The following is a 21,629-nucleotide window of genomic DNA, read 5'->3' as shown; positions in this document are numbered from 1 at the left end:
AAATGAGAAAACAAATAATTACAACATTATTATTACTTATTGCATCAGTCGCTACTTTTGCCCAATCTGGAAAACAAAAGCAAGCAGACAAAGCAACTGAAGAATGGAGATATGAAATTGAATGTGCAGGCGTAGGTACTGACGGAACTTATTTAATTAAAGTTTGGTCTTATTCGAAAAAACCAATTATTGCAATTACCCAAGCTAAAAAGAACGCCGTTCATGGAATCATTTTTAAAGGATTTTCTGGTGATGGAAGAGGCTGTACTTCTCAAAAACCAATGGCAACAAACACAAATATTGAAGCTGAAAAAGCTGATTTCTTTGATCTGTTTTTTGAAGATGGCGGAAAATATATGAAATTCGTTTCAGAATCGTCCGACGGAAATGTCGATGCTAGTGATAGAATGAAAGTTGGCAAAGAATATAAAATTGGAGTAATCGTATCGGTATCAAAAGATGCATTGAGAAGAGACTTAGAAGCTGCAGGAATAATTAGAGGACTTTCGTCTGGTTTTTAACCTTAAAAAAAAATGAAAAAATGAAACTTAAATTAATAATAATCATCTGTCTTATAGCTTTGACATCTATCAATGCCCAGAAAAAAATAGCTGGAAATTATATTTACAAAACAGAATGTATGGGTTTAGAACTTGACGGCTCAATGACTTTAAAAGCATGGGGAAATGGAAGAAACAGATTTGATGCTGTTGCACAAGCTAAAAAGAATGCAGTTAGTGACGTTATCTTTCAAAGCATTTTAGAAGGAAAACAAGATTGTGCTAAAAAACCGCTGATAACTGAAGTAAACGCTGAAGAAAAATACGAAGCCTATTTCAATAAATTTTTCGCTGACGGAGGTGAATTCAATAATTTTATCTCTTTAAAAGATGAAAGAATTGGACAAAAAATAGACCGTGATAGAAAGAAAGCCAGAGAAAGTGTTACCTATGGATTATTGGTACGCGTTCTACGCTCTGAATTAAAAAGCAAATTAATTGCTGACGGAATTATTAAACAATAAAGAAATTAAAATAATGAGAAAAATAACAACAAAAATATTCGCTATACTAGCTATACTTATAGTTAGTTTATCATATGCTCAAGCAAAAAAACCAACAATTATGGTTGTTCCAAGTGATGTTTGGTGTAATCAAAATGGATATATGATGGTTTTTGACAATCAGGGTACAACCGTAAAAATACCCGATTATAAAAGAGCATTTCAAGAAAACTCCGACTTACTAGCTGTTATAAGTAAAATAAACGGTTTAATGGCAGAAAGAGGTTTTCCATTAAAAAATATGGAATCTGTTGTAAAAACGTTAGAATCTGAAAGTGCTGAAAATGCTATGCTAACTTCAAAATCTGGAGCTGGAGTTGTAGAAAGCCCAATCGACAAATTGAAAAAAGTAGCTAAAGCTGATATTATTATTCAATTAACATGGACGCTAAACTCGACAGGGCCAAAAAAATCTATAACTTTCAACTTACAAGGACTTGATTCCTACACAGACAAACAAATCGCAACAGCCACAGGCACAGGCGCTCCGTCATTTTCAGTTGAATTACCTGTTTTGTTAGAGGAATCAGTATTAGCACACATTGATAATTTTAATGTTTCTATTCAAAAACATTTTGACGATATGTTTGAAAATGGAAGAGAAATAATCATTAGAGTGAAAAAATTCGATTCTTGGACTGGTGATTTAGAAAAAGAATATGATGGAAAAGAATTAAGTACTATTCTAGAAGATTGGATGGCTGCAAATTCAGTAAAAGGACGCTACAACACTAGTGATGCTACAGAAAATATGATGCTTTTCGAACAAGTAAGAATTCCTCTTTTTGATGCAAACGGAAAAGCTATAGATGCAAGAGGTTTTGCCAAAAATTTACAAGATTTTTTAAAAAAATCACCTTATGTCATTCCAAATAAATTAATGATGAAAGGATTAGGACAGGCAGTAATAGTTTTAGGTGAAAAATAATCAAAATATAAAACATGAAAAAATCAATTAATAAATTCATATATAGTTTTGTAGCAATCCTTAGCTTCACTACTATTACAAGTGCTCAAGAAGCAGCTATATCAGGTGAGTTAGGAAAAATAGCTTTGGCAACATACATTCCATCACAAGAAAGTATGCCAGAACATGCTACAAATATGCTTGCCAATAAGTTGGACCAAATTATTAGTACAAACGGCATCGCTAATTCTAGCTTTAATTCTAGGTTTATCATCACTGCAAATGCTAATGTTTTAACTAAAGATTTATTAGCATCTGCTCCTCCAATGACAGCTTTGACATTAGATCTTACATTATACATAGGTGATGGAATTGACGGCAAAAAATTTGCAAGTAAATCGATGACTGTAAAAGGTGTAGGGACAAATGAAGCGAAGGCCTACATTGACGCAATGAAATCTATTAATCAAAACGATACCGGAATTCAATCGTTTGTAAGCAAAGCAAAAAACAAGATTATTGACTATTACAACACAACTTGTAACCAATTGATCAAAGAAGTTCAAATGCTTGAAAAGCAAAACATGTACGAAGAAGCAATTTTCAAATTGACTTCAGTTCCTGTTGAATGTACTGATTGTTACAACAAAACAATGGCTATAATACCCGCTATTTACAAAAAAACAATTAATAGAAATTGTACTGTAAAATTAGCCGAAGCAAATAATCTATGGAATGCAAACCAAAGTTATGACACGGCAGTTTCAGTTGGTGAAATCTTAAACTCAATTGATCCTAGCTCGGCTTGTTTTAATGAAGTAAAAACACTTTCCAATAAAATAGGGAAAAGGGTTCTTGAAATTGACAAAAGAGAATGGAGTCTAAACTATGAAAAAGAAGTTGGTTTGCAAAAAGATTTGATTAAAGCATATCGAGATGTAGGTGTTTCCTATGGTAACGGCCAGCCAAAAAATGTGACTTATAATGTTGTAGGATGGTGGTAAATATCAGCAAAAATTAATCATTGCAAATACATAAAAAGCCTTCAAAGAGTTGACACGATTTGGAGGCTTTTTGCTATAAACAAAATTTTATTTTTATTAAAACAGGATAGAATTCAATTCGTCTTGGCACTTGATTCTCTTACTATAATACTCGTCTCCAATTCGATTGTTCTCGGGTGGAACACTTTTCCTTCCTTATGGCAAATCATCTCTTCGACTAATAAAGAAAAAGCAGCAACTCCCATTTCATAACTTGGTTGATCTACAGTGCTTAATTTTGGCGTTATTACTTGCGCCATAAACCAATTACTAAAACCAATAACAGCAATTTGATCCGGTACTTGAATGCCTTTCTCATTAAAATAAGCTAAAACTCCAACGGCCACTAAATCTGTAACGGCAAAAATACCATCAACATCTGGATGATCGTTTACAATTTGTTTTGCGAATTCTAATCCTTCATCAAAAGTTACATTTTCACAAGTGTAAACCAATTTAGAATCGAAAAGTATTCCGTTTTTTTCAAGTGTTTTTTTATATCCAAGAAAACGATCAATTGCATTTTGCGGATTTTCAGGACCTCTTATATGGGCAATTTTTTTGCATCCAATATCTATCAAATGTTGCACTGCTTCAGAGGCAGCTTTTTGATCATTGATAATTACTTTTGAACTTGGTATTAACTTTGAAATCTTATCAAATTGAACAAAAGGTATGCCATTAGAAATTATATTTTTCAAATGATTATCATCATTAGACTCATTGGACAAAGACATTAAAATCCCATCAACACGCTTGTTAAACAAAAGATTTACCTGTTTTTTTTCAAGTTCCAATGATTCGTTTGATTGAAGAATTATCACCATATAACCATATTTATCAGCCTCCTCAATTATTCCATTAATTACATTCGAAAAAAAATGGTGAACTACTTCGGGTATAATTAACCCAATGGTTTTAGACTCTTTGGTTCTAAGATTTACAGCAAAACTATTAGGAGTAAAATTAAGCTGCTCAGCCAAATCTATTACTGCCTTTTTAGTTTTGGCACTAACGTCGGGATAATCTTTTAATGCTTTAGAAACCGTAGTTATTGAAATCCCTAACAAATTGGCAATTTCTTTGAGGGTGGTGGCTTTCATATAAATTTTAGTAGTTTAAAAAAAGCTATTTTTTTTTACCAAAGTATTCATTTTTATTGTTAAATCTCTATTTATTTTCAAAAAAATTAAAATTTCTATATAATTAAGGCTTAGATCTTTCATTGTGGCAATTTCTCCGTTCCATTTTATTTACTATTAGCCTCAAAATTTCTTCAAAACAAGTATCGAAAGCATCTATGCTAATCTAGATTTATATTTTTTACTTGAATTTAAGATTATTAAAATTCGAGACTTTCATTTTTTGGAAATTTGGTATATAAATTGTTTTTTTATCTGGAATTGATTCTATTAAAAAACTGTTTCTGAAAATAAAATTTACAATTCTAATGAGGTGTTTATTTTCAAGAAACAGTTGTGTTTCAAAGCTAATCTAGTACATTCGAAAACCCTTAGACAGACGAATTTTAAAGCAACTAAACTGCTTCATTAAAATATTTTTTATTAAATTTTCCAGCAATCACTAGTGCTCCCGAGATTAAAACTAGGTTTTTAATAATGTATTGCCCTACCAATGTTGGACAATATGGAAACGAGTCAAAACAAGCAGTTTGCAAAATAAACACAGGAAAAAATGTTACAATCATATGCAATAATAGCAACAAAATTGTAATTGGGATAAACCGTTTAACAAGTAACCCAAGACCAATTATAACTTCGCAGATACCAAGAATGGGAATAAATATTTCTGGTCTAAGCCAATAAACTGTTTTTTCGACCAATTCCCCTGCAGGGCTCATTCCGAAAATTTTTAGCGCTCCAAACCAAATATAGACAATGGCAAGAGAAATTCGCATAATTAATATGCTGTGTTTTTCTATTGAGTTACTAAAATTAAAATATAAAGTATTGAATTTTTTTATCATGATATTAGTTTCAAATGTTATTTTGCACCATCAGTTGCGGCTCTATTTACTGCAAAATTGCCCACTGCTTTACCTAGCAACAACCCATTTTCGCAATCACTTCTGTAATGAATTGCTCCAAACAATCTTGAATTAGAAGCTTCAGTTGCCATAGCACTAAATTCTGATGTTTTTGAAGGTATTAAATGAGATAATACGGTCGATGCTGCTCCACTAAAAGTAGAATGTCCCGAAACATAAGCTGGAAAATTAGGAACTCCTGTCAATGTTTTTATAGACGCATCTGCTTGGCAAGGTCTTGGATTGAAATAAAAATATTTTGCATCCCAGCAACAAATTGCCGCATCCATCATAGCCAAATTTAGTAGAGCCAAATTTCTAGCCCAACGAACTTCGCTATAATTTTGTTCAACAAATGCTGCATCGGCAATGGCATTCCAATGTCCAGGGGGCGTATAAGTTCCAACACCATCGGCCCAAAAAGCAACAATTTTCATATTCTCTTTTGAATCATCTTGACTATATCGCTTTACTTCATTCAATTCGGTCAAAAATTGTGGAGAGTTTGTTGAAGGTGGAGGCAAAGGACGATTGGCAACAACGTTATCTGGTGTCATTAAAAATGATTTTACACTTCCAAACAAAGGTAACATTGGAGGTCTAGCAGGTAAATCCAAAGAACGCCACGGAGTTTCTCCCTTTGCAATGGCATTAGTCTCTAATTGTGTCCAAAGTGCTTGGTTTCCTATTGCAGCTCCAGCACCATCTGTTGTAGCTCTTACTGTGAATTTAGCTGCAATTTTTTTACCTAATGCCACTCCTGCTTCAACATCACTTCTAACATTGGCACCAGAAATTATTCTGTAAAGTTTTTGCTCGTCTGCTTTTTCTTGGATGTATGCAATTTCCGTTGGGAAAAGTAATTTTAAAATTTCAACCGTTACACCAGCCAAAGCTCCATCTTCTGAAGGATAGGAAGGCAAAGTGCTTTTTGGCACTAAAACTTGAATACTGTTATCTACAACAAATGGTGATGCCCGATTGTATAATTGTTTGTAATGCCAAGTCGCTACCATTGCATCATACTGAGCCGCACTAACATAAGCATAAGCTCGAGCTGCAAATGGTGGATTTGAAAATGGAAATTGAGGATTTGCAAAAGGATTTGCAGCCGAAGGCGCTGGATAAGTTCCATCAGGATTTTGATATGGAGGACGATTATGTCTAGCTACCAAAGTCTGCATAATTTCGTTCCAACGCAAAACACCTCCAACACTCCAATACTTTATAATCCTTTCTTGGTCAGCAGTTATGTTAGATTGATAACTTTTAATTTCATTAATTTCAGCTTTATAAGCAGCTGTTGTCACAGCTAGCGGAGCATCTATTGCAAATTCATCTGGGGCTGTTAATAAAATTGGTTTCCAAGTTCCTGCCAATAGATCTGGATTTACTGGATTTAATTGTGGATATTGTTGATTGCTTTCTTCAATATCATTAGTACAAGAAAAATTCAGTAATAGAAGTGCAAACAAACAACACTTTTCTAGAGTGATATATATATTATTTTTCATCTGTTGTAGTAGTTTTAGTTTTTTTAGTAAAATCGAGAACATAGAATAAACCTCCATAAAATGAATCAGATTGCCCAACATTCCTTCCTGTAATTACGTGGTTTAGGCCTCCAATAATGGCTAGACCCGAAATTTGTTTTAAATTATACTTCCCGTTAAACCCAATTTTGGTCATATTCATAGTGTTGCTTGGAAAAGGCATATTGTTAGTTGTAATATCAAATCCTCCTTTTTGTGTAGTCCAATTATCAAAAACAGCTTCGGCAATTAATCTTGAAGTACGATACCCTACTCTTGCATTAAAAGAAATTCCATCTGGCATATCTACTTCATTGGTATAATGCATCACATCTGTAAAATAAACATTTCTATCGATTTTTATATTAGAACGTTTTACATAAGCTCCAGAAACTGTTGCAAATAAATTTCCATATTGATAATCACTCATCAATCGGACTGATGCGGTTTTGCTATGTAATCCAATACTTAAAGGCAAATAATCGGCAACGTAATTTGATGTTGGAACCGAAAGTCCTCCTAAAACATAGAATGAAAGCCAATTCCCTTTAATCTCTTTTTCGTAAACTAAACTTTTTAAGGTTAATGATAGGTCTTGAAATCCTTTTTGACCTGCCATTGTTCCTGCTGTTGCATTAGTAGTAACATAAGGAATACTGAAAATAACATTTAAATTATCCGTTATTCCATAGTTTCCGTTAAAGGCGATTTTTTGGGTAGAAACTGTTCCAAAATTTAAATTCTCACGTTTATAAGTACCTTCCCAATACTTATTCCAGCTGCTATATTCATAAATAGCTCCAGCACAAAAGTTGTTTTTAGCCATCATTATGCCATCTATTTCTGTTTGTGCATAAAAATGCTGAGCTGCCATTAAAAGGCAGATTATATATATTTTTTTCATTTATAATACTTTGATTAGTCATTAATTTTATACAAAAATTCAAGTGAATCATTGCCTCGTATTGGTAAATACAATGTTCTAAATAGTAGTAAACATATAGAGCATCCTAAAAAGTATATAACTATTTAAGACGAATATCGTTTTCTAATTTTTAAAACTAAATTAAAACTAAACTAAGTCTGGAGGAGAATCGGCTAGAGATAAATAGCCTGAATGAAGAATTCCTTGTGGATGAAAATCAAATTTTAAAGGACATTCTTTTGATTTATAAACAAAGACAAAAGCATTTGAACTGTGTGGAAAATAATCTTTTATAACCGATTTGAGTAATTTCTCCATTGGTTTTTTACTTAAAGGAGCATTATCAAGTTCATCGTTATCCACTATTTTTTTTAGATTTACATCTGTGGTAGATTGCTGTTTGTTTGGCAAATAATACAAACTAATAATATTATCTTGGATTTTTCTTTTAAAAATGTGATAGACTTTATTGTTAATGGTCATATTCTCATTAACATATTCCATCTCGGTATCTTCGGTAAAAGTATATAAAGTAGCGTTTAATTTTATTACTTTAAATTCTGAATCTGGAATGTTTTGCATCGCTACTACCCAAGAATGCTCTTTTTGAAGTGTAAACAACAAATGAAAACCAACAACATTATATAAAAATGTTGTTGTTATAATTAAGAGTAATAATGTAGACACCTTTTTTCTCATACTCAATTATCTGACTCAAAAAATCGAATGTAACTATTTTTTGAATTAATTTATTTCAATAATTAAAGCTTCATAAGGACGCAATATACTTTTGTTGGAACGCATTTCCTGATAATTACTACTTATAATTTTGGAATTATTTAAGTTTATTCCGGTGTTAACTGTTGCATTATCAGCCGAAAAATTCAACAAAACAAGTGTTTTTTTACCTTCTAATTCTCTAGTAAATGCGAATACTTTTGGATTTTCTTTATCTAAAAGCGTATATTTTCCATAAATTAAAACTGGATTGTTTTTTCGTAGTTGTACTAATTTTCTAAAGTAATTCAACGTAGAATTCGGATCTTTTTCTAATGTTTCAACATTCACTTTAGTATAGTTTGGATTGACTTTTAACCAAGGTTTTCCAACTGTAAATCCAGCATTCGCATCTGCATTCCATTGAATTGGTGTTCTTCCATTTTCTCTTGAAGTTTGTTTTTGACCTTCTAAAAATGCTTTTAGGTCGCCGTTGTTTTCTTTTAAAAATTGGTGTTTATTTCTGGTGTCAACATCGTTATAATCTTCAATATTGTCAAATCGAATGTTACTCATTCCTAATTCATCCCCTTGATAATAAAAAGTAGTACCACGCATTGTCATCACAAAAGTGGTCAGCATCTTTGACGAAAGTTCTCTGTATTTTTCGGTGTCATTTCCAAATTTAGAAACCATCCGAGGTTGATCGTGATTAGCCATAAAAATAGAAAGCCAGCCTTTGTCTTTAAACGTTTCGTCGTATCGAGAAAAAATATCTTTGTATTTTACCAAACCAAAATCAGAAAGGTGTTTTCCAATATCTACACTTTCAAAATGATAGGCAATATTTAATTCTTTTCGGTCGGGATCAACAAATTTCATTGCTGCTTTTGGAGAATCTCCAGCACCCTCTGCAACCGTCATTGCATTGGGATATTTGCTCAAAACCTCGCGATTCATTTCTTGAAGATAATCGTGCAAATGTGAGCCATTCCCATAATATTTTATGATTTCAAGTGGTTTTCCAACAATTTCTTTGGGCAATTCAGGAAAACTTGGGTCTTTTGAAGCAAATTGAAAAGCATCTAATCTAAACCCATCAATACCTTTATCTAACCAAAACTTCATCATATCGTAAATTTCATTACGAACTTCTGGGTTATTCCAATTAAGGTCTGGTTGCTTTACAGAAAAATAGTGTAGATAGTACGAATCCGTTTGAGCATCATATTTCCAGGCATTGCTATTCACATCAAAGAAACTCCAGCGATATGGAGGTGTTCCTTTTTCCGCAGGCCACCAATAATAGTAATTTCTATATTTATTATCTCTAGATTTCCTACTTTCTTGAAACCAATAATTTTCATCTGAACTGTGATTTACTACCAAGTCCATAATCAATTTAATTCCACGTTCGTGCATTCCTTTCAAAAGCAAATCGAAATCTTGCATCGTTCCGAAATCCTTCATAATTTCCCGATAATTGCTAATATCATAACCATTATCATCATTCGGTGATTCGTAAATTGGGTTCAACCAAACCGCATCGATGCCAATACTTCTTAAATAATCTAGTTTTGAAATAATCCCTTTTAAATCGCCTACTCCATCACCATCGCTATCCTTAAAGCTTCGAGGATAAATTTGATAAACAACAGCTTCTTTCCACCATTTTTTATCGGTTGAAGTTTTTGTTTCTTGGGATTGGGCTGTAATAAACATTAATAATAGTATTATAATTAGTGATTTAAAAATTTTCATATATTATTCGATTAGTTGTGTAACATATCCATTTTCTATTTCTACATCATTAAGATTCAGAAAATCTTGAAGATGTTTGGAACTTAAATGTTCTTCAAAAGCTGCTTTATTTTTATAACATTCCCATATAATTATTTTTAAATTATCTTCTTTAGATTGATGAACATTAAACAACATATTTCCTTGTTCTTTGCTTGTTGCAACTTTTAATTTTATTATCTCTGTAATGGCAAAACTGACATTATTATTATCAATAATATTTAAGATAGCTGTTGAGTAAAATAATTTATTTGTTATAGGCTCTATTAAATCCCATAAATTCCCAGAAAAGTCTTCAAAAACAGCAACCTTCCCATAGACTTCATTTTTTGGTTCCCGAATAATTTTGACACCATTATTAATCAAATTTTGATACTCCTTTTCAAAATTATTTGTATTTAAAAATAAAAATACACGACCACCTGCTTGGTTACCAATGCTGTTTTTTTGTTTCTCATTTACAGCTTTAGCAAGTAAAAAAGAACATTCAGAAGAATTAGAGGGAGCTACTACAACCCAACGTTTTTCTTCGGATATTTTTGCGTCTTCAATAATAACAAAATTTAACTTTTGAGTATAATACAATATTGCCTCATCGTAGTCTTTAACAACAATCGCAATATGTTTTAATTTTAGAGACATAAAAATTATTTTAATTCCAAAACAACAGCTTCGTAAGGTCTGAGTTCCAGACTTTTTGAAACTGTAGGATAATTGTTAATTAATACTTTAGCATTTGCAGTGTTAATTCCTATGTTTGCAGTTGCCTTTTTAGAAGTAAAGTTTAACATAACCAATAGTTTTTTACCTTCAAATTCTCTTGTATAGGAATAAACATTTGGGTTTTCTACGTCTAAAAGCGTATATTTTCCGTAAACCAACGCAAGATTTGATTTTCTTAATTTGGTCATTTTTCTGAAATAATTCAAGTTAGAATTTGGATCTTTTTCTTGTGCTTCAGCATTCAAAAAAATGTGATTGTCATTTACTTTCAACCAAGGCTCACCCAACGAAAATCCGCCATTTTTGGAAGTGTTCCATTGAAAAGGGGTTCTTCCGTTATCTCTAGCTCCTCCCGTTTTCTGATCTTCAATAAATTGTTTCAAATCGCCACCAGCAATTTTTACCTTTTCATATTCAGCTAGGGTTTCGATGTCGCGATAATCTTCAATTTTATTGAATTTAACATTAATCATTCCGATCTCGTCACCATTGTAATAATAAGGAGTTCCGCCCATAGTTAACAAAAATGTAGTCAACATTTTAGAGGATAACACTCTAAATTCTGGTGCATCATTACCCCAACGCGAAGTCATTCTGGGTTGATCGTGATTGCCTAAATAAATGGTTCCCCAGCCTTTTTTGGCATATACATTGTCCCAATCTGAATATATTTTTTTGAAATCTACTAATGAATAGTTACCCATTTTTTTAAAATAACCAGGAACATATCCCAAGTTTGTTCCTTCAAAATGATAGCCCATATCCAATTCTTTTCGGTCAGCATCTACAAAATCGAGAGCCGATTTCAGCGTCATTCCTGCACCTTCGGCTAGTGTCATACAATCGTATTTACTCAAAACTTCTTTGTTCATTTCTTTCAAATAATCGTGCAAATGTGGTCCACTAGCCATAAAAATATCCCAACGCCCTTGGTAATTTTTATCCAATTCTTCTTGAGTAATTACCGGAAAAGTTGTGTCTTTTGCGATAAACGGAATTACATCCATACGGAAACCATCAATTCCTTTTTGGAACCACCAATTCATCATACTGAAAATTTCTTGACGCAATTTTGGGTTTTCCCAATTCAAATCGGGCTGCTTGTAATTGAAATAATGCAAATAGTATGAATCGGTTTGTTTATCGTATCTCCAACCGCTTCCATCAGCTTCAAAAGCACCTGGACGAAAAGCTGGTTTTCCTTTTTCGGCTGGCCACCAGTGGTAGTAATCTCTGTACGGATTGTCTCGTGATTTTCTACTTTCCTGAAACCATTTATGTTCATCAGAACTGTGATTGACAACTAAATCCATAACTAACTTCAAACCTCTTTCATGCATTCCTTTTAGCAATACATCAAAATCTTCCATGGTTCCAAATTCATTCATAATAGCTTGATAATCCGAAATATCGTAACCGTTATCCGCATTTGGAGAACCATAAATTGGGTTCAACCAAACCACTTCAATTCCTAAACTCTTGATGTAATCCAGTTTAGAAATAATCCCTTTTAAATCGCCTACGCCATCACCATCTGTATCCTTGAAACTTCTTGGATAAATTTGATAAACAACAGCTTCTTTCCACCATTTTCTTTCAATTTTAGGATCTTTTTCCACCAATTTTTCCTGAGCAATTAGCAAACTGTCACTTGTTATAATCATTAAAATTATAATAATAATTGTGTTTTTTGCTTTTAAATATTTCATTTGTGCTTTTTTATGATGGTTTTATTGCCTTTATTGTTTTTATTTCTTTAAGAAAGAATTAGCTATAAAAATAGAATTCGTTTTCTAATATCTTGAATTTTTGATGTCGAAAAAGCATTTGAAGCCCCGAAAACGTTTTCGATTCCCTATTATCAAACTTGTAGAACAAATTAATTTTTGAATGAAATTTTGAATGGGTTTGAATTATATTGTAAAATAGGAACGCAATTTTTTATTATTACCTTTTACAAGTTCCATATTTATAGGTTATTCAAAAACTAACTTTCATAGAGCCGTTAAGTTTTTAAAATTCATTATTTGGGCAAAATTGCTAAATTTTTAGAGAATTAATCTTTTAAACCTTAACTCGGATAATTCATCAATTTTACTATTTCTTCGTTTGTGATTTTTGGATTTGCACCTTCACTACTTGCTACCAAAGCACCTAATGCACAAGCAAAGTCAATGGCTTTTTGGGGTTTTTCATTAGTCAATAATTTACTTAATAAACCTGCTAGAAAAGAATCTCCGGCTCCAACCGTATCGACAACATTAATTTTATAACCACTATTATAATACATTTTGCCTTTATAATATAAAACAGCTCCATGATTTCCTTTAGTTACACAAATGCTTTCTGTTTTAGTTTGTTTAGCAATAAAAAGTATATTTTGTTCCAATGAATGAAATGGTGAATTAAGATATTCGCTTATTTCATATAATTCATCATCATTAAATTTAATAAAATCAGACTTCAACATTAGATTATTAAGCAATTCTATACCATAAAAAGGCGCGCGCAAATTAACATCAAATATTTTATATTTTGCAATTTTAATGAGGCTTAACAAGGTATTATACGAAGTCTCATCTCTGCAAACTAAGCTTCCGAAAACTAAAGCATCTGAATTTTTTACAGCCTTTTTAGCATCAGCGGAAATTTCGATTTCATCCCATGCCACCGGATAATTAATGGTAAAAGTTGCCGATCCTTTTTTGTCTAATTGAACTAGAACTTCTCCTGTAGTATAGGTTTCATCTATTTGAATTGTATCAGTAGGAACATTATTTGCTTGAATAAATGCTACTAATTCTTTTCCAATTTCATCATTCCCAACTCGGCTGATAATTTGGGCATTAATTCCTAATGATGCTAATCGCAAAGCCACGTTCAAAGGTGCCCCACCAATTTTTCTATGAGTTGGGAAAATATCAAATAAAACTTCTCCAAAACAGACTATATTCGTTTTCATATTTATTTATTATTCGACAGACTTTCTGACAATTCTTCTAATGTTCTTCCTTTAGTCTCGGGCATTTTAAAGTAAACCCAAAGCAATTGAAAAACCATCATAATACAGAAAATGCTAAAAACTGTGGTTGTCCCAATTTGTTTAAATAAAAACGGGATAAATGAGGGAATTAAAGCCGCCAAAACCCAATGAACAGATGTTCCGAAAGAAGTTCCTGCCGCACGAAGTTTATTGGGGAATAATTCAGAAATAAATACCCAAATTACAGCTCCTTGACCTATTGCGTGAGAGGCAATAAACAAGAAGAAAAACAAGGGAATTGCTATACCTTTCCATTCAAAATAAAATGCAGTGGTGACTAATCCCAAAGAAATAATATAACCTACAGAACCAATATACATTAAAGTTTTTCGTCCAAATTTATCTATTAATGAAATCCCAATCATTGTAAATACTAGATTGATAATTCCAATGCCAATACTACTCAAAAACGAGGCCGATTTCTCTAATCCAGCCAATTCAAAAATTCTCGGAGCATAATATAAAAAGGCATTAATTCCAGAAAGTTGATTGAAAAAAGCAATGAAAAAAGCCAACAATAATGGTTTCCTATACTTTTTCATAAAAATGGATTCCTCTTTCACTTCATGAGACATTTCATTGACTATAGCGTGAATTTCAGACTCAATTTCGGCTTCTGTACGGATTTGTTTTAATATAGAAATTGCTTTTTCTCTATCTTTTTTATATTCTAATATCCAACGCGGACTTTCTGGAATTTTAAATACCAAAAGCATATAAACAAAAGAAGGGAAAGCTTGTATTCCTAGCATCCATCGCCAAGCATTTTCGCCTACATCTCTCAAATAATAGTTAGATGTAAAGGCAATAAGAATCCCAAAAACAATATTAAATTGGTATAAAGCAACTAATTTCCCTCTATCTTTAGCTGGAGCTATTTCAGAAACATATGTTGGAGCAGCAATCGTTGAAGCTCCAATTCCAATTCCACCAATAAATCGAAAAATCGAAAAGAAGATTGGATCATTTGCAAATGCGGTACCAAGTGAAGATACAAAAAACAGTATTCCAATGATAATTAATGTCTTTTTCCTACCCAATATATTCGTTGGGAAAGACCCGAAAATAGCGCCAATTACTGTTCCCCATAATGCAGACGACATCACCACTAATCCGTGAAATAAATCTGAGGAACCCCATAATTGTTGCAATTGTTTATCCGCTCCCGATATTACAACGGTGTCAAAACCAAATAAAAAGCCTGCAAAAGCAACAGTAATTGACCAATAAAGTATTTTTTTGTTATTCATCTTTTAAGTTTAAGAGTTACCAGATTCCTTTGATTTTATATATTGAAATATTTTTTATTTCTTGATTTTCATCTGATTGAATCGTAAGTTTTGTATATGGTTTTTCAGGAAAAATTTGTTCCGTAAAACTGTAAACACCTCCATTCAAGAAAATTTCTATCGACGACCAATCTAAAATAATCTGGTAATCTATGGTTTCCGAAATGATATTTGGCGTCGCAGTTGTATGAATTGATTTTCCAAAACTAGGTTCAAAATTCACTATTCCAGAATGTCGTCGATCAATAGAAAAAGTCTTTTGTTTGCCATCATAATTTAGCACTAGAGTATCATTGACATCATTTGAAAAAACCAGTTTTAAATTTTTAGCATCTGCTCTAAATTGTATTTGCGATTGATTCAGATTATCATAATTCAAAGTCGTCTTTTGTTTCGGTTTTAAAACAATTAAATCTTTAGAAAAATGGTGTTCAAATTGTAATTTTAATTGTGAAACTGGGGCATTTTTCAAGATATAATTATTGTTTATTTTAGAAAGTAAAATTTCTCTAGGAAGCGTCATTGCGCTTCTCCAATTTTTTGTTGGTGTATTTCTCGCATACAACCAATTACTCATCCAACCAATAAAAATTCTCTTATTTTCCGGTGCATCATTATAAGTTATACCTGCATAATTATCGGCACCGTTATCTAACCATTTGGTGTCTTTTTGGTTCGTTTTGAAATTTTTACCGTCAAAATCTCCAACAAAATATTGCGTTCCAGAACCTCCGTTTGGCGCACCTGGATTCACACTTATTAGTAAAACCCATTTTTCTTCGTTCGAGTTTTCAACTTTAATTTTGAAAAGATTGGGACATTCCCATACACCACCGTGAGCGCCAATTCCTTTCCCAAATTCGCTTTCCAATTTCCAATTAATCAAGTTTTCCGAAGTATAAACTTGAGCGTAATCACCGGCTACCAATAGTAAATTCCAAGTATTTGTTTCCGTGTTCCAAAAGACATTTGGATCTCTAAAATCTTTTAAACCAAGGTTCGCAATAATTGGATTTCCTTGATATTTCGACCAAGTTTCTCCTTCGTCAAGACTGTATGCTAAAGCTTGTGATTGTGTATTTATCTTTCCCGCTTTTTCACTATCCATATTATGATAGGTGAAAATCGCTACCATTGCTGGATTTTTTAAAGTACCCAATCCTGAAGAATTATTGACATCAATAACCACACTTCCCGAGAAAATATATCCTAATTTATCAGGAAATAATGCGATTTTATGATGTTTCCAATGTATTAAATCAGTACTGGTTGCATGTCCCCAGTGCATTGGTCCCCAAACAATATCTTCTGGATAATATTGATAAAATAAATGATAAATTCCTTTATAAAACACCAAACCGTTGGGATCGTTCATCCATTTTTTTTCTGGTGAAAAATGAAATTGTGGTCGAAATGGTTCTGCATATATTCTTGTTGAATCAGCAACCATTTTTCCATTCGATATAACAGGATAATTAAGATTTTGTCCGTTTGTATAAACAGAAAAAAAGAATGCAATAAGTAAAAAAAGAAATGTTATTTTTTTATCAATTTTCATTTTAAAAACAGAATAGATTGATAAAAATAGTATTCGTTTTTAAACTATTCTGAAAATCATTAGCTAAATAGCTTTTGAAGTATCGAAAACGATTTCGATTCCCCGTTATTAATAATTATTAGATAAATATGAATATTAAGAAATATTTTGAATAGGTTTGGTTTATTAATTAAAATATTATGAACTCAAATTTCAAATTATTGTTTTTATTGCTCTTAACGAGCACTACCTTTATTGGGCAATCAAAATCTGACGAATGGCATTTAATGGCTAATTCTCGTGAAAATTATTTTGGTGTAGCCATCGCTAATGGTCAAATAGGAATCGTCACAGATGACACTCCCCTTAAAACGAAAGAAATTATTTTAAATGGCGTTTATGAAGGCAGTCCTGAAAATGGAATTAGCCGAATCGTTCGTGGCATCGAATTTTTAAATTTGCACTTAAACATTGATGGCCAAGAAATAAAATCAGACAATATTTCTAACTGGAATCAAGTTGTTGCTATGAAAGAAGGAACAAGTACCACTACTTTTTCATTCAAAGATTTGGCAAATATCAATTATACCATTTTGGCAAATCGAGCAGTTCCTTATTCTGCTATGGCGATTGTCGAAATCACACCCAATAAAGATATCGAAATACTTGCCAACAATTATATGATTGTTCCCGACGAATTAAAAGAAGCAAAAAGTCAGTTTCGGGTTTTAAAAGACAATCAATATTTAATGCCTGTTTTTGGAACTACAGCTAAAACTCTAAACGAAAAATATACCGTTTCTGCAGCAACAACTTTTCTTTTTGATGGAACAAGTGAAGAGTTGAAACATACAGGGAATGAAGTTGGTTTCACTAAAAAATTATTAAAAGGCAAAAAATATCGTTTCGCCATTGCTGGTGGAATTTGCACTTCAAAAGATTTTACTGATCCTTTGAACGAATCCGAAAGACAACCTATTTATGCTCTTCAACAAGGAATTGATAATTTGTTAAGTCGCCATAAACAAGCGTGGGCAGAATTATGGAAAACAGGAGATATCCAAATCGAAGGCGATCTTGATGCCCAACAACGCGTTCGTTTTGCGCTTTATAATTTATATTCCTACATCCGTCCGGAAACTAGACAAAGTATTGCTCCAATGGGATTGTCATCTCAAGGGTATAACGGTCATATTTTTTGGGATTCTGAACTTTGGATGTATCCAACGCTTTTGGCTCTGCAACCCGATATGGCAAAATCATGTCTAGATTATCGTTCTGATCGTTTGCAAAAAGCCAAGCAAAAAGCATCAATTTATGGATATAAAGGCGCAATGTATCCTTGGGAATCTGATGACACTGGAGAGGAAGCAACACCAACTTGGGCTTTAACTGGTATTTTCGAACAACATATTACAGCTGACGTAGCGATTGCTTTTTGGAATTATTATGCTTTAACTCAAGACAAATCTTGGTTGCGAAGTGAATTTAAAGTATTAAAAGAAACTGCCGATTTTTGGGTAAGTCGCGTAGTAAAAAATACAGACGGTAGTTATTCAATATTGAATGTGGTTGGAGCTGATGAATATGCCCAACATGTCGATGATAATGCATTTACAAATGCGTCAGCGATTGAAGCTTTGAAAAATACCATTAAAGCAGCAACTATTTTAAATGAACCAATTGATCCTAAATGGAAGGATGTTTCTGAGAAATTAGTCATACATAGAGAAAATGGAATTACACAGAATTATAAAGGTTATAAAGGGCAGATTATAAAACAAGCAGATGTAAATTTACTGGCTTATCCTTTACATATTATAACTGATAAAGTTCAAATCGAAAAAGACTTGGATTATTATGCGGAAAAAATTGATAAAAAAGATGGCCCTGCAATGGCTTCGGGAGTTTTATCGGTTTTGTATTCAAGATTGGGAGATAGAGAAAAGGCATACGAATATTTCGTAAAATCATATTTACCAAACAGCCGTCCTCCATTTGGGGTTTTCTCAGAATCGGCTAATAGCAATAACCCCTATTTTGCTACTGGTGCGGGTGCAATGCTTCAAGCCGTAATTTATGGTTTTGGAGGTGTAGAACAAACAGATATGGGTCTTAAATATAATAAAGGACTTTTACCTAAGCAATGGAAGTCTCTAAAAATTATAGGACTTGGAGTTGACAACAAAACGATTACCGTAGAATAAAAACAGTTATAAGTCTTAAGAAATAAAAAATTAAATAAAATTATGAAATGAGCATGACCTAATATTGGTCGCAACCACCAATGAAGATATGCGAATTACATATGACCGATAAAAAACAATAAATATTTACATATGAAACAAAAAATCAGCCGTTTTTTTAACAAAAAAAGCATATTCCTTTTTTGTTTAATTATTACAGCCCATTTATCGGCACAAACGATAACTATACCTGTTACTACAGAAAATAGCATGTTGTTATTACAAACCGACAGTAACAATCGGTTAATGAACGTGTATTTTGGCAAACCCCTTGAAAACGAAAATGAATTCGCAACGGTTTCAGCAGGATATAATTATGATTATTCTAATCAAGGAATTTATAATTCTGCATACACTCCCTCTGGTACTTGGAATCTTTCGGAACCAGCAATACAAGTAAAACATGCAGATGGAAACACTTCATTAGAACTAAAATATGTAAGTCATAAAATTGAAAAAATCGACGCTAATAGCTCAACTACCAGTATCGTTCTTAAAGATCCCATTTATCCGTTTGAAGTAACTTTGTTTTATAGAGTTTGGGTAAAAGAAAATGTAATTGAGCAATGGACCGAAATAATACACAAAGAGAAGAAAGCTGTTTTACTACAAAAATATGCTTCAGCAAATCTATTTTTTGGAGGAAAAGAGTTCTATCTCACCAGTTTTCAAGGAGAATATCTAAAAGAAATGCAACCAGTTGAAACTAAACTAGTACAGGGCATAAGATCTTTAGATACAAAATTAGGAACCCGGGCGATGCTTACACAATCTCCTAATTTTATGGTTTCTTTTGGCAAACCAGCATCAGAAAATGAAGGCTCAGTAATGTTAGGCCAATTGGCTTGGAGTAGCAATTTTAAACTTGAATTCGAAATAGATTCTAATAAAAATCTTAGACTAATTGCCGGAATCAATCCTTTTGCTTCTGAATATTCATTAGCTCCAAACGAGATCTTTAAAACTCCTTCTTTAATTTATGCGCTTTCAAATCATGGTACAGGCGAAGCCAGTAGAAACCTTCATGATTGGGCAAGAAAATACAGACTACTCGACGGACAAGGAGAGAGGCTGACTTTGTTGAACAATTGGGAAGCTACGTATTTTGATTTTGATGAAAACAAACTTAAAGACTTATTTAAAGATGCCAAAGACTTGGGCGTTGATTTGTTTTTGCTAGACGATGGATGGTTTGGGAATAAATACCCTAGAAACAATGACGTTGCTGGACTTGGTGATTGGCAAGAAAACAAAAAGAAATTACCAAGTGGCATCGGTTATCTGGTAAAAGAAGCCAAAAAAGAAGGAGTTAAATTTGGTATTTGGATAGAGCCTGAAATGGTGAATCCTAAAAGCGAATTGTACGAAAAACATTTAGACTGGGTCATTCGTCAACCAGAAAGACCAGAGATTTATTATAGAAATCAGCTCGTTTTAGATTTATCTAATCCCGAAGTTCAAGATTTTGTTTTTGGCATTGTAGATAATTTATTTGTAAAAAACCCAGAATTAGCATTTATAAAATGGGATTGTAATGCCACGATTTATAACGCCTATTCCGCATATCTTAATAAAAAAGGATTGCCACAATCTAATTTATATGTAGATTACACAAGAGGTTTATATAAAGTTTTGCAACGAATTCGTGCTAAATATCCCAAAGTACCTATGATGTTATGTTCTGGTGGCGGTGGTCGCGGGGAATATGAATTATTGAAATATTTTACTGAATTTTGGCCAACAGATGATACCGAACCCTTAGAAAGAATATTTGTTCAATGGGACTATTCTTATTTTTTCCCTTCGATTGCAACCTGTAACCACGTTACTGATTGGGGAAAACAACCACTAAAATTTAGAGTTGATGTGGCTAGTATGGGGAAATTAGGTTTTGATATTGTAGCAAGCAAATTAAACCCCGATGATAAAATATTTTGTAAACAAGCAATTTCTAATTACAATTCATTTAAAGATATAGTTTGGCATGGCGATATGTTTCGTCTAGTGAATCCCCATGAAAATAATATAGCCGCATTGATGTATGTAAATCCAACCAAAACCAAAGCAGTTGTTTTTAACTACTTAGTGAATAATAGATTTAACATCACTGCTACTGAGCGGCCAGTTGTTTTAAATGGATTGAATCCAAACAAAAAATACACTGTCAAAGAAATTAACTTGTACCCAGGTGCAACTTCAACAATAGCTTCTGGCAAAGTTTACTCAGGCGATTTCTTGATGAAAGCCGGAATCAATCCTAATGTTTCTTTAAAAAGAACAAGTGTGGTTTTAGAGATAACCGAAGAACAATAAAATAACTAATTTATATCTAACAAAATCATTTCTAATTCCCGCAAACACCATTTTTTAACTAGTAAAATAGTCAAAAAATGGTGTTTGTGTTTTATTATTTGATGCGTTTATCTATTTTTTAATCTCTTTAGGTTTAATTCCTCGAAGCTCTGCTACGGTTTTTTTGCCACAGATTCACAGATTAAAAATGATTTTTTTAAATCTGTGAATCTGTGGCTGTTATTTTATTAATACCTCTGGGGCTCTGCCCCGAGGTAGTTTATTAAAATACCTGATAGTCTACAGGCAGGCAGAATTACTTCATTTAATGATAAACTTTGCTCGAAAATATCTTCATCCAGGTATGCGTTGCGGTTTTGTAATGGTCATTTCCTAATTATAAAAACTTAAATATAAGAAAATCGCATAATTTGTAATTCTCTAGTATTAAATATATACTAGAAA

17 protein-coding genes are annotated in these 21,629 nt (G+C 32.5%); 6 read left to right on the top strand and 11 right to left on the bottom strand.

What is annotated here, in order from left to right:
- Positions 1 to 2 precede the first annotated feature (2 nt).
- From FNW17_RS02410 to FNW17_RS02395, 4 genes are read left to right on the top strand one after another with little or no spacing between them, the layout of a single operon-like run.
- Positions 3 to 521: a hypothetical protein gene (locus tag FNW17_RS02410; protein WP_143390868.1), complete on the top strand. Its 519-nt coding sequence runs from the start codon at positions 3 to 5 to the stop codon at positions 519 to 521.
- Positions 522 to 541: 20 nt separating this feature from the next.
- Complete coding sequence (locus tag FNW17_RS02405; protein ID WP_143390867.1) at positions 542 to 1,024, top strand: hypothetical protein; 483 nt, start codon at positions 542 to 544, stop codon at positions 1,022 to 1,024.
- Positions 1,025 to 1,037: 13 nt separating this feature from the next.
- Positions 1,038 to 1,991, top strand: a complete 954-nt coding sequence (locus FNW17_RS02400; protein WP_143390866.1) for a DUF6175 family protein — start codon at positions 1,038 to 1,040, stop codon at positions 1,989 to 1,991.
- A gap of 14 nt (positions 1,992 to 2,005) precedes the next feature.
- Complete coding sequence (locus tag FNW17_RS02395) at positions 2,006 to 2,974, top strand: hypothetical protein (RefSeq protein ID WP_144070779.1); 969 nt, start codon at positions 2,006 to 2,008, stop codon at positions 2,972 to 2,974.
- Between the two features lie 113 nt (positions 2,975 to 3,087).
- Here FNW17_RS02395 and FNW17_RS02390 read toward each other — a convergent pair whose 3' ends face one another.
- The 11 genes from FNW17_RS02390 to FNW17_RS02340 all read right to left on the bottom strand — a co-directional run bounded on the left by FNW17_RS02390 (position 3,088) and on the right by FNW17_RS02340 (position 16,647).
- Positions 3,088 to 4,116, bottom strand: coding sequence for a LacI family DNA-binding transcriptional regulator (locus tag FNW17_RS02390; protein ID WP_143390864.1), 1,029 nt, complete (start codon positions 4,114 to 4,116; stop codon positions 3,088 to 3,090).
- Between the two features lie 434 nt (positions 4,117 to 4,550).
- Positions 4,551 to 5,000, bottom strand: coding sequence for a DoxX family membrane protein (locus tag FNW17_RS02385; RefSeq protein WP_143390863.1), 450 nt, complete (start codon positions 4,998 to 5,000; stop codon positions 4,551 to 4,553).
- A 17-nt stretch (positions 5,001 to 5,017) separates the two neighbouring features.
- Entirely contained in the window at positions 5,018 to 6,574 is a 1,557-nt protein-coding gene (locus tag FNW17_RS02380) for a phosphatase PAP2 family protein (protein WP_144070778.1), read from the bottom strand.
- Positions 6,564 to 7,496: a transporter family protein gene (locus tag FNW17_RS02375; protein WP_144070777.1), complete on the bottom strand. Its 933-nt coding sequence runs from the start codon at positions 7,494 to 7,496 to the stop codon at positions 6,564 to 6,566. The genes FNW17_RS02380 and FNW17_RS02375 overlap by 11 nt, the downstream gene beginning before the upstream one ends.
- Positions 7,497 to 7,664: 168 nt before the next feature.
- Entirely contained in the window at positions 7,665 to 8,216 is a 552-nt protein-coding gene (locus tag FNW17_RS02370) for a hypothetical protein (RefSeq protein ID WP_143390860.1), read from the bottom strand.
- Between the two features lie 45 nt (positions 8,217 to 8,261).
- Entirely contained in the window at positions 8,262 to 9,995 is a 1,734-nt protein-coding gene (locus FNW17_RS02365; protein WP_218043776.1) for a glycoside hydrolase family 13 protein, read from the bottom strand.
- A gap of 3 nt (positions 9,996 to 9,998) precedes the next feature.
- Complete coding sequence (locus FNW17_RS02360; protein WP_144070776.1) at positions 9,999 to 10,676, bottom strand: VOC family protein; 678 nt, start codon at positions 10,674 to 10,676, stop codon at positions 9,999 to 10,001.
- A gap of 5 nt (positions 10,677 to 10,681) precedes the next feature.
- Entirely contained in the window at positions 10,682 to 12,466 is a 1,785-nt protein-coding gene (locus FNW17_RS02355; protein ID WP_317129762.1) for a glycoside hydrolase family 13 protein, read from the bottom strand.
- A gap of 362 nt (positions 12,467 to 12,828) precedes the next feature.
- Positions 12,829 to 13,719, bottom strand: coding sequence for a carbohydrate kinase family protein (locus tag FNW17_RS02350; RefSeq protein ID WP_143390858.1), 891 nt, complete (start codon positions 13,717 to 13,719; stop codon positions 12,829 to 12,831).
- Between the two features lie 2 nt (positions 13,720 to 13,721).
- On the bottom strand, positions 13,722 to 15,050 hold the full coding sequence (locus FNW17_RS02345; protein ID WP_144070775.1) for a sugar porter family MFS transporter: 1,329 nt from the start codon (positions 15,048 to 15,050) through the stop codon (positions 13,722 to 13,724).
- 16 nt (positions 15,051 to 15,066) lie between these two features.
- Entirely contained in the window at positions 15,067 to 16,647 is a 1,581-nt protein-coding gene (locus FNW17_RS02340; RefSeq protein ID WP_143390856.1) for a glycoside hydrolase family 32 protein, read from the bottom strand.
- Positions 16,648 to 16,826: 179 nt separating this feature from the next.
- Here FNW17_RS02340 and FNW17_RS02335 point away from each other — a divergent pair, with 179 nt between their 5' ends.
- The gene (locus FNW17_RS02335; protein ID WP_143390855.1) at positions 16,827 to 18,833 is read left to right on the top strand and encodes a glycosyl hydrolase family 95 catalytic domain-containing protein; all 2,007 of its coding nucleotides are present in this window, start codon (positions 16,827 to 16,829) and stop codon (positions 18,831 to 18,833) included.
- Positions 18,834 to 18,965: 132 nt separating this feature from the next.
- Positions 18,966 to 21,185 carry an alpha-galactosidase gene (locus FNW17_RS02330; protein WP_144070774.1) on the top strand — a complete coding sequence of 740 codons (2,220 nt, stop codon included), beginning with the start codon at positions 18,966 to 18,968 and terminating at the stop codon, positions 21,183 to 21,185.
- The last annotated feature ends 444 nt before the right edge of the window (positions 21,186 to 21,629 follow it).

This window comes from Flavobacterium franklandianum, from assembly GCF_007097365.1.
In the GTDB taxonomy this organism is placed as follows: Bacteria; Bacteroidota; Bacteroidia; order Flavobacteriales; family Flavobacteriaceae; genus Flavobacterium; species Flavobacterium franklandianum.
This window is presented reverse-complemented; position numbering and strand designations above follow the sequence as displayed.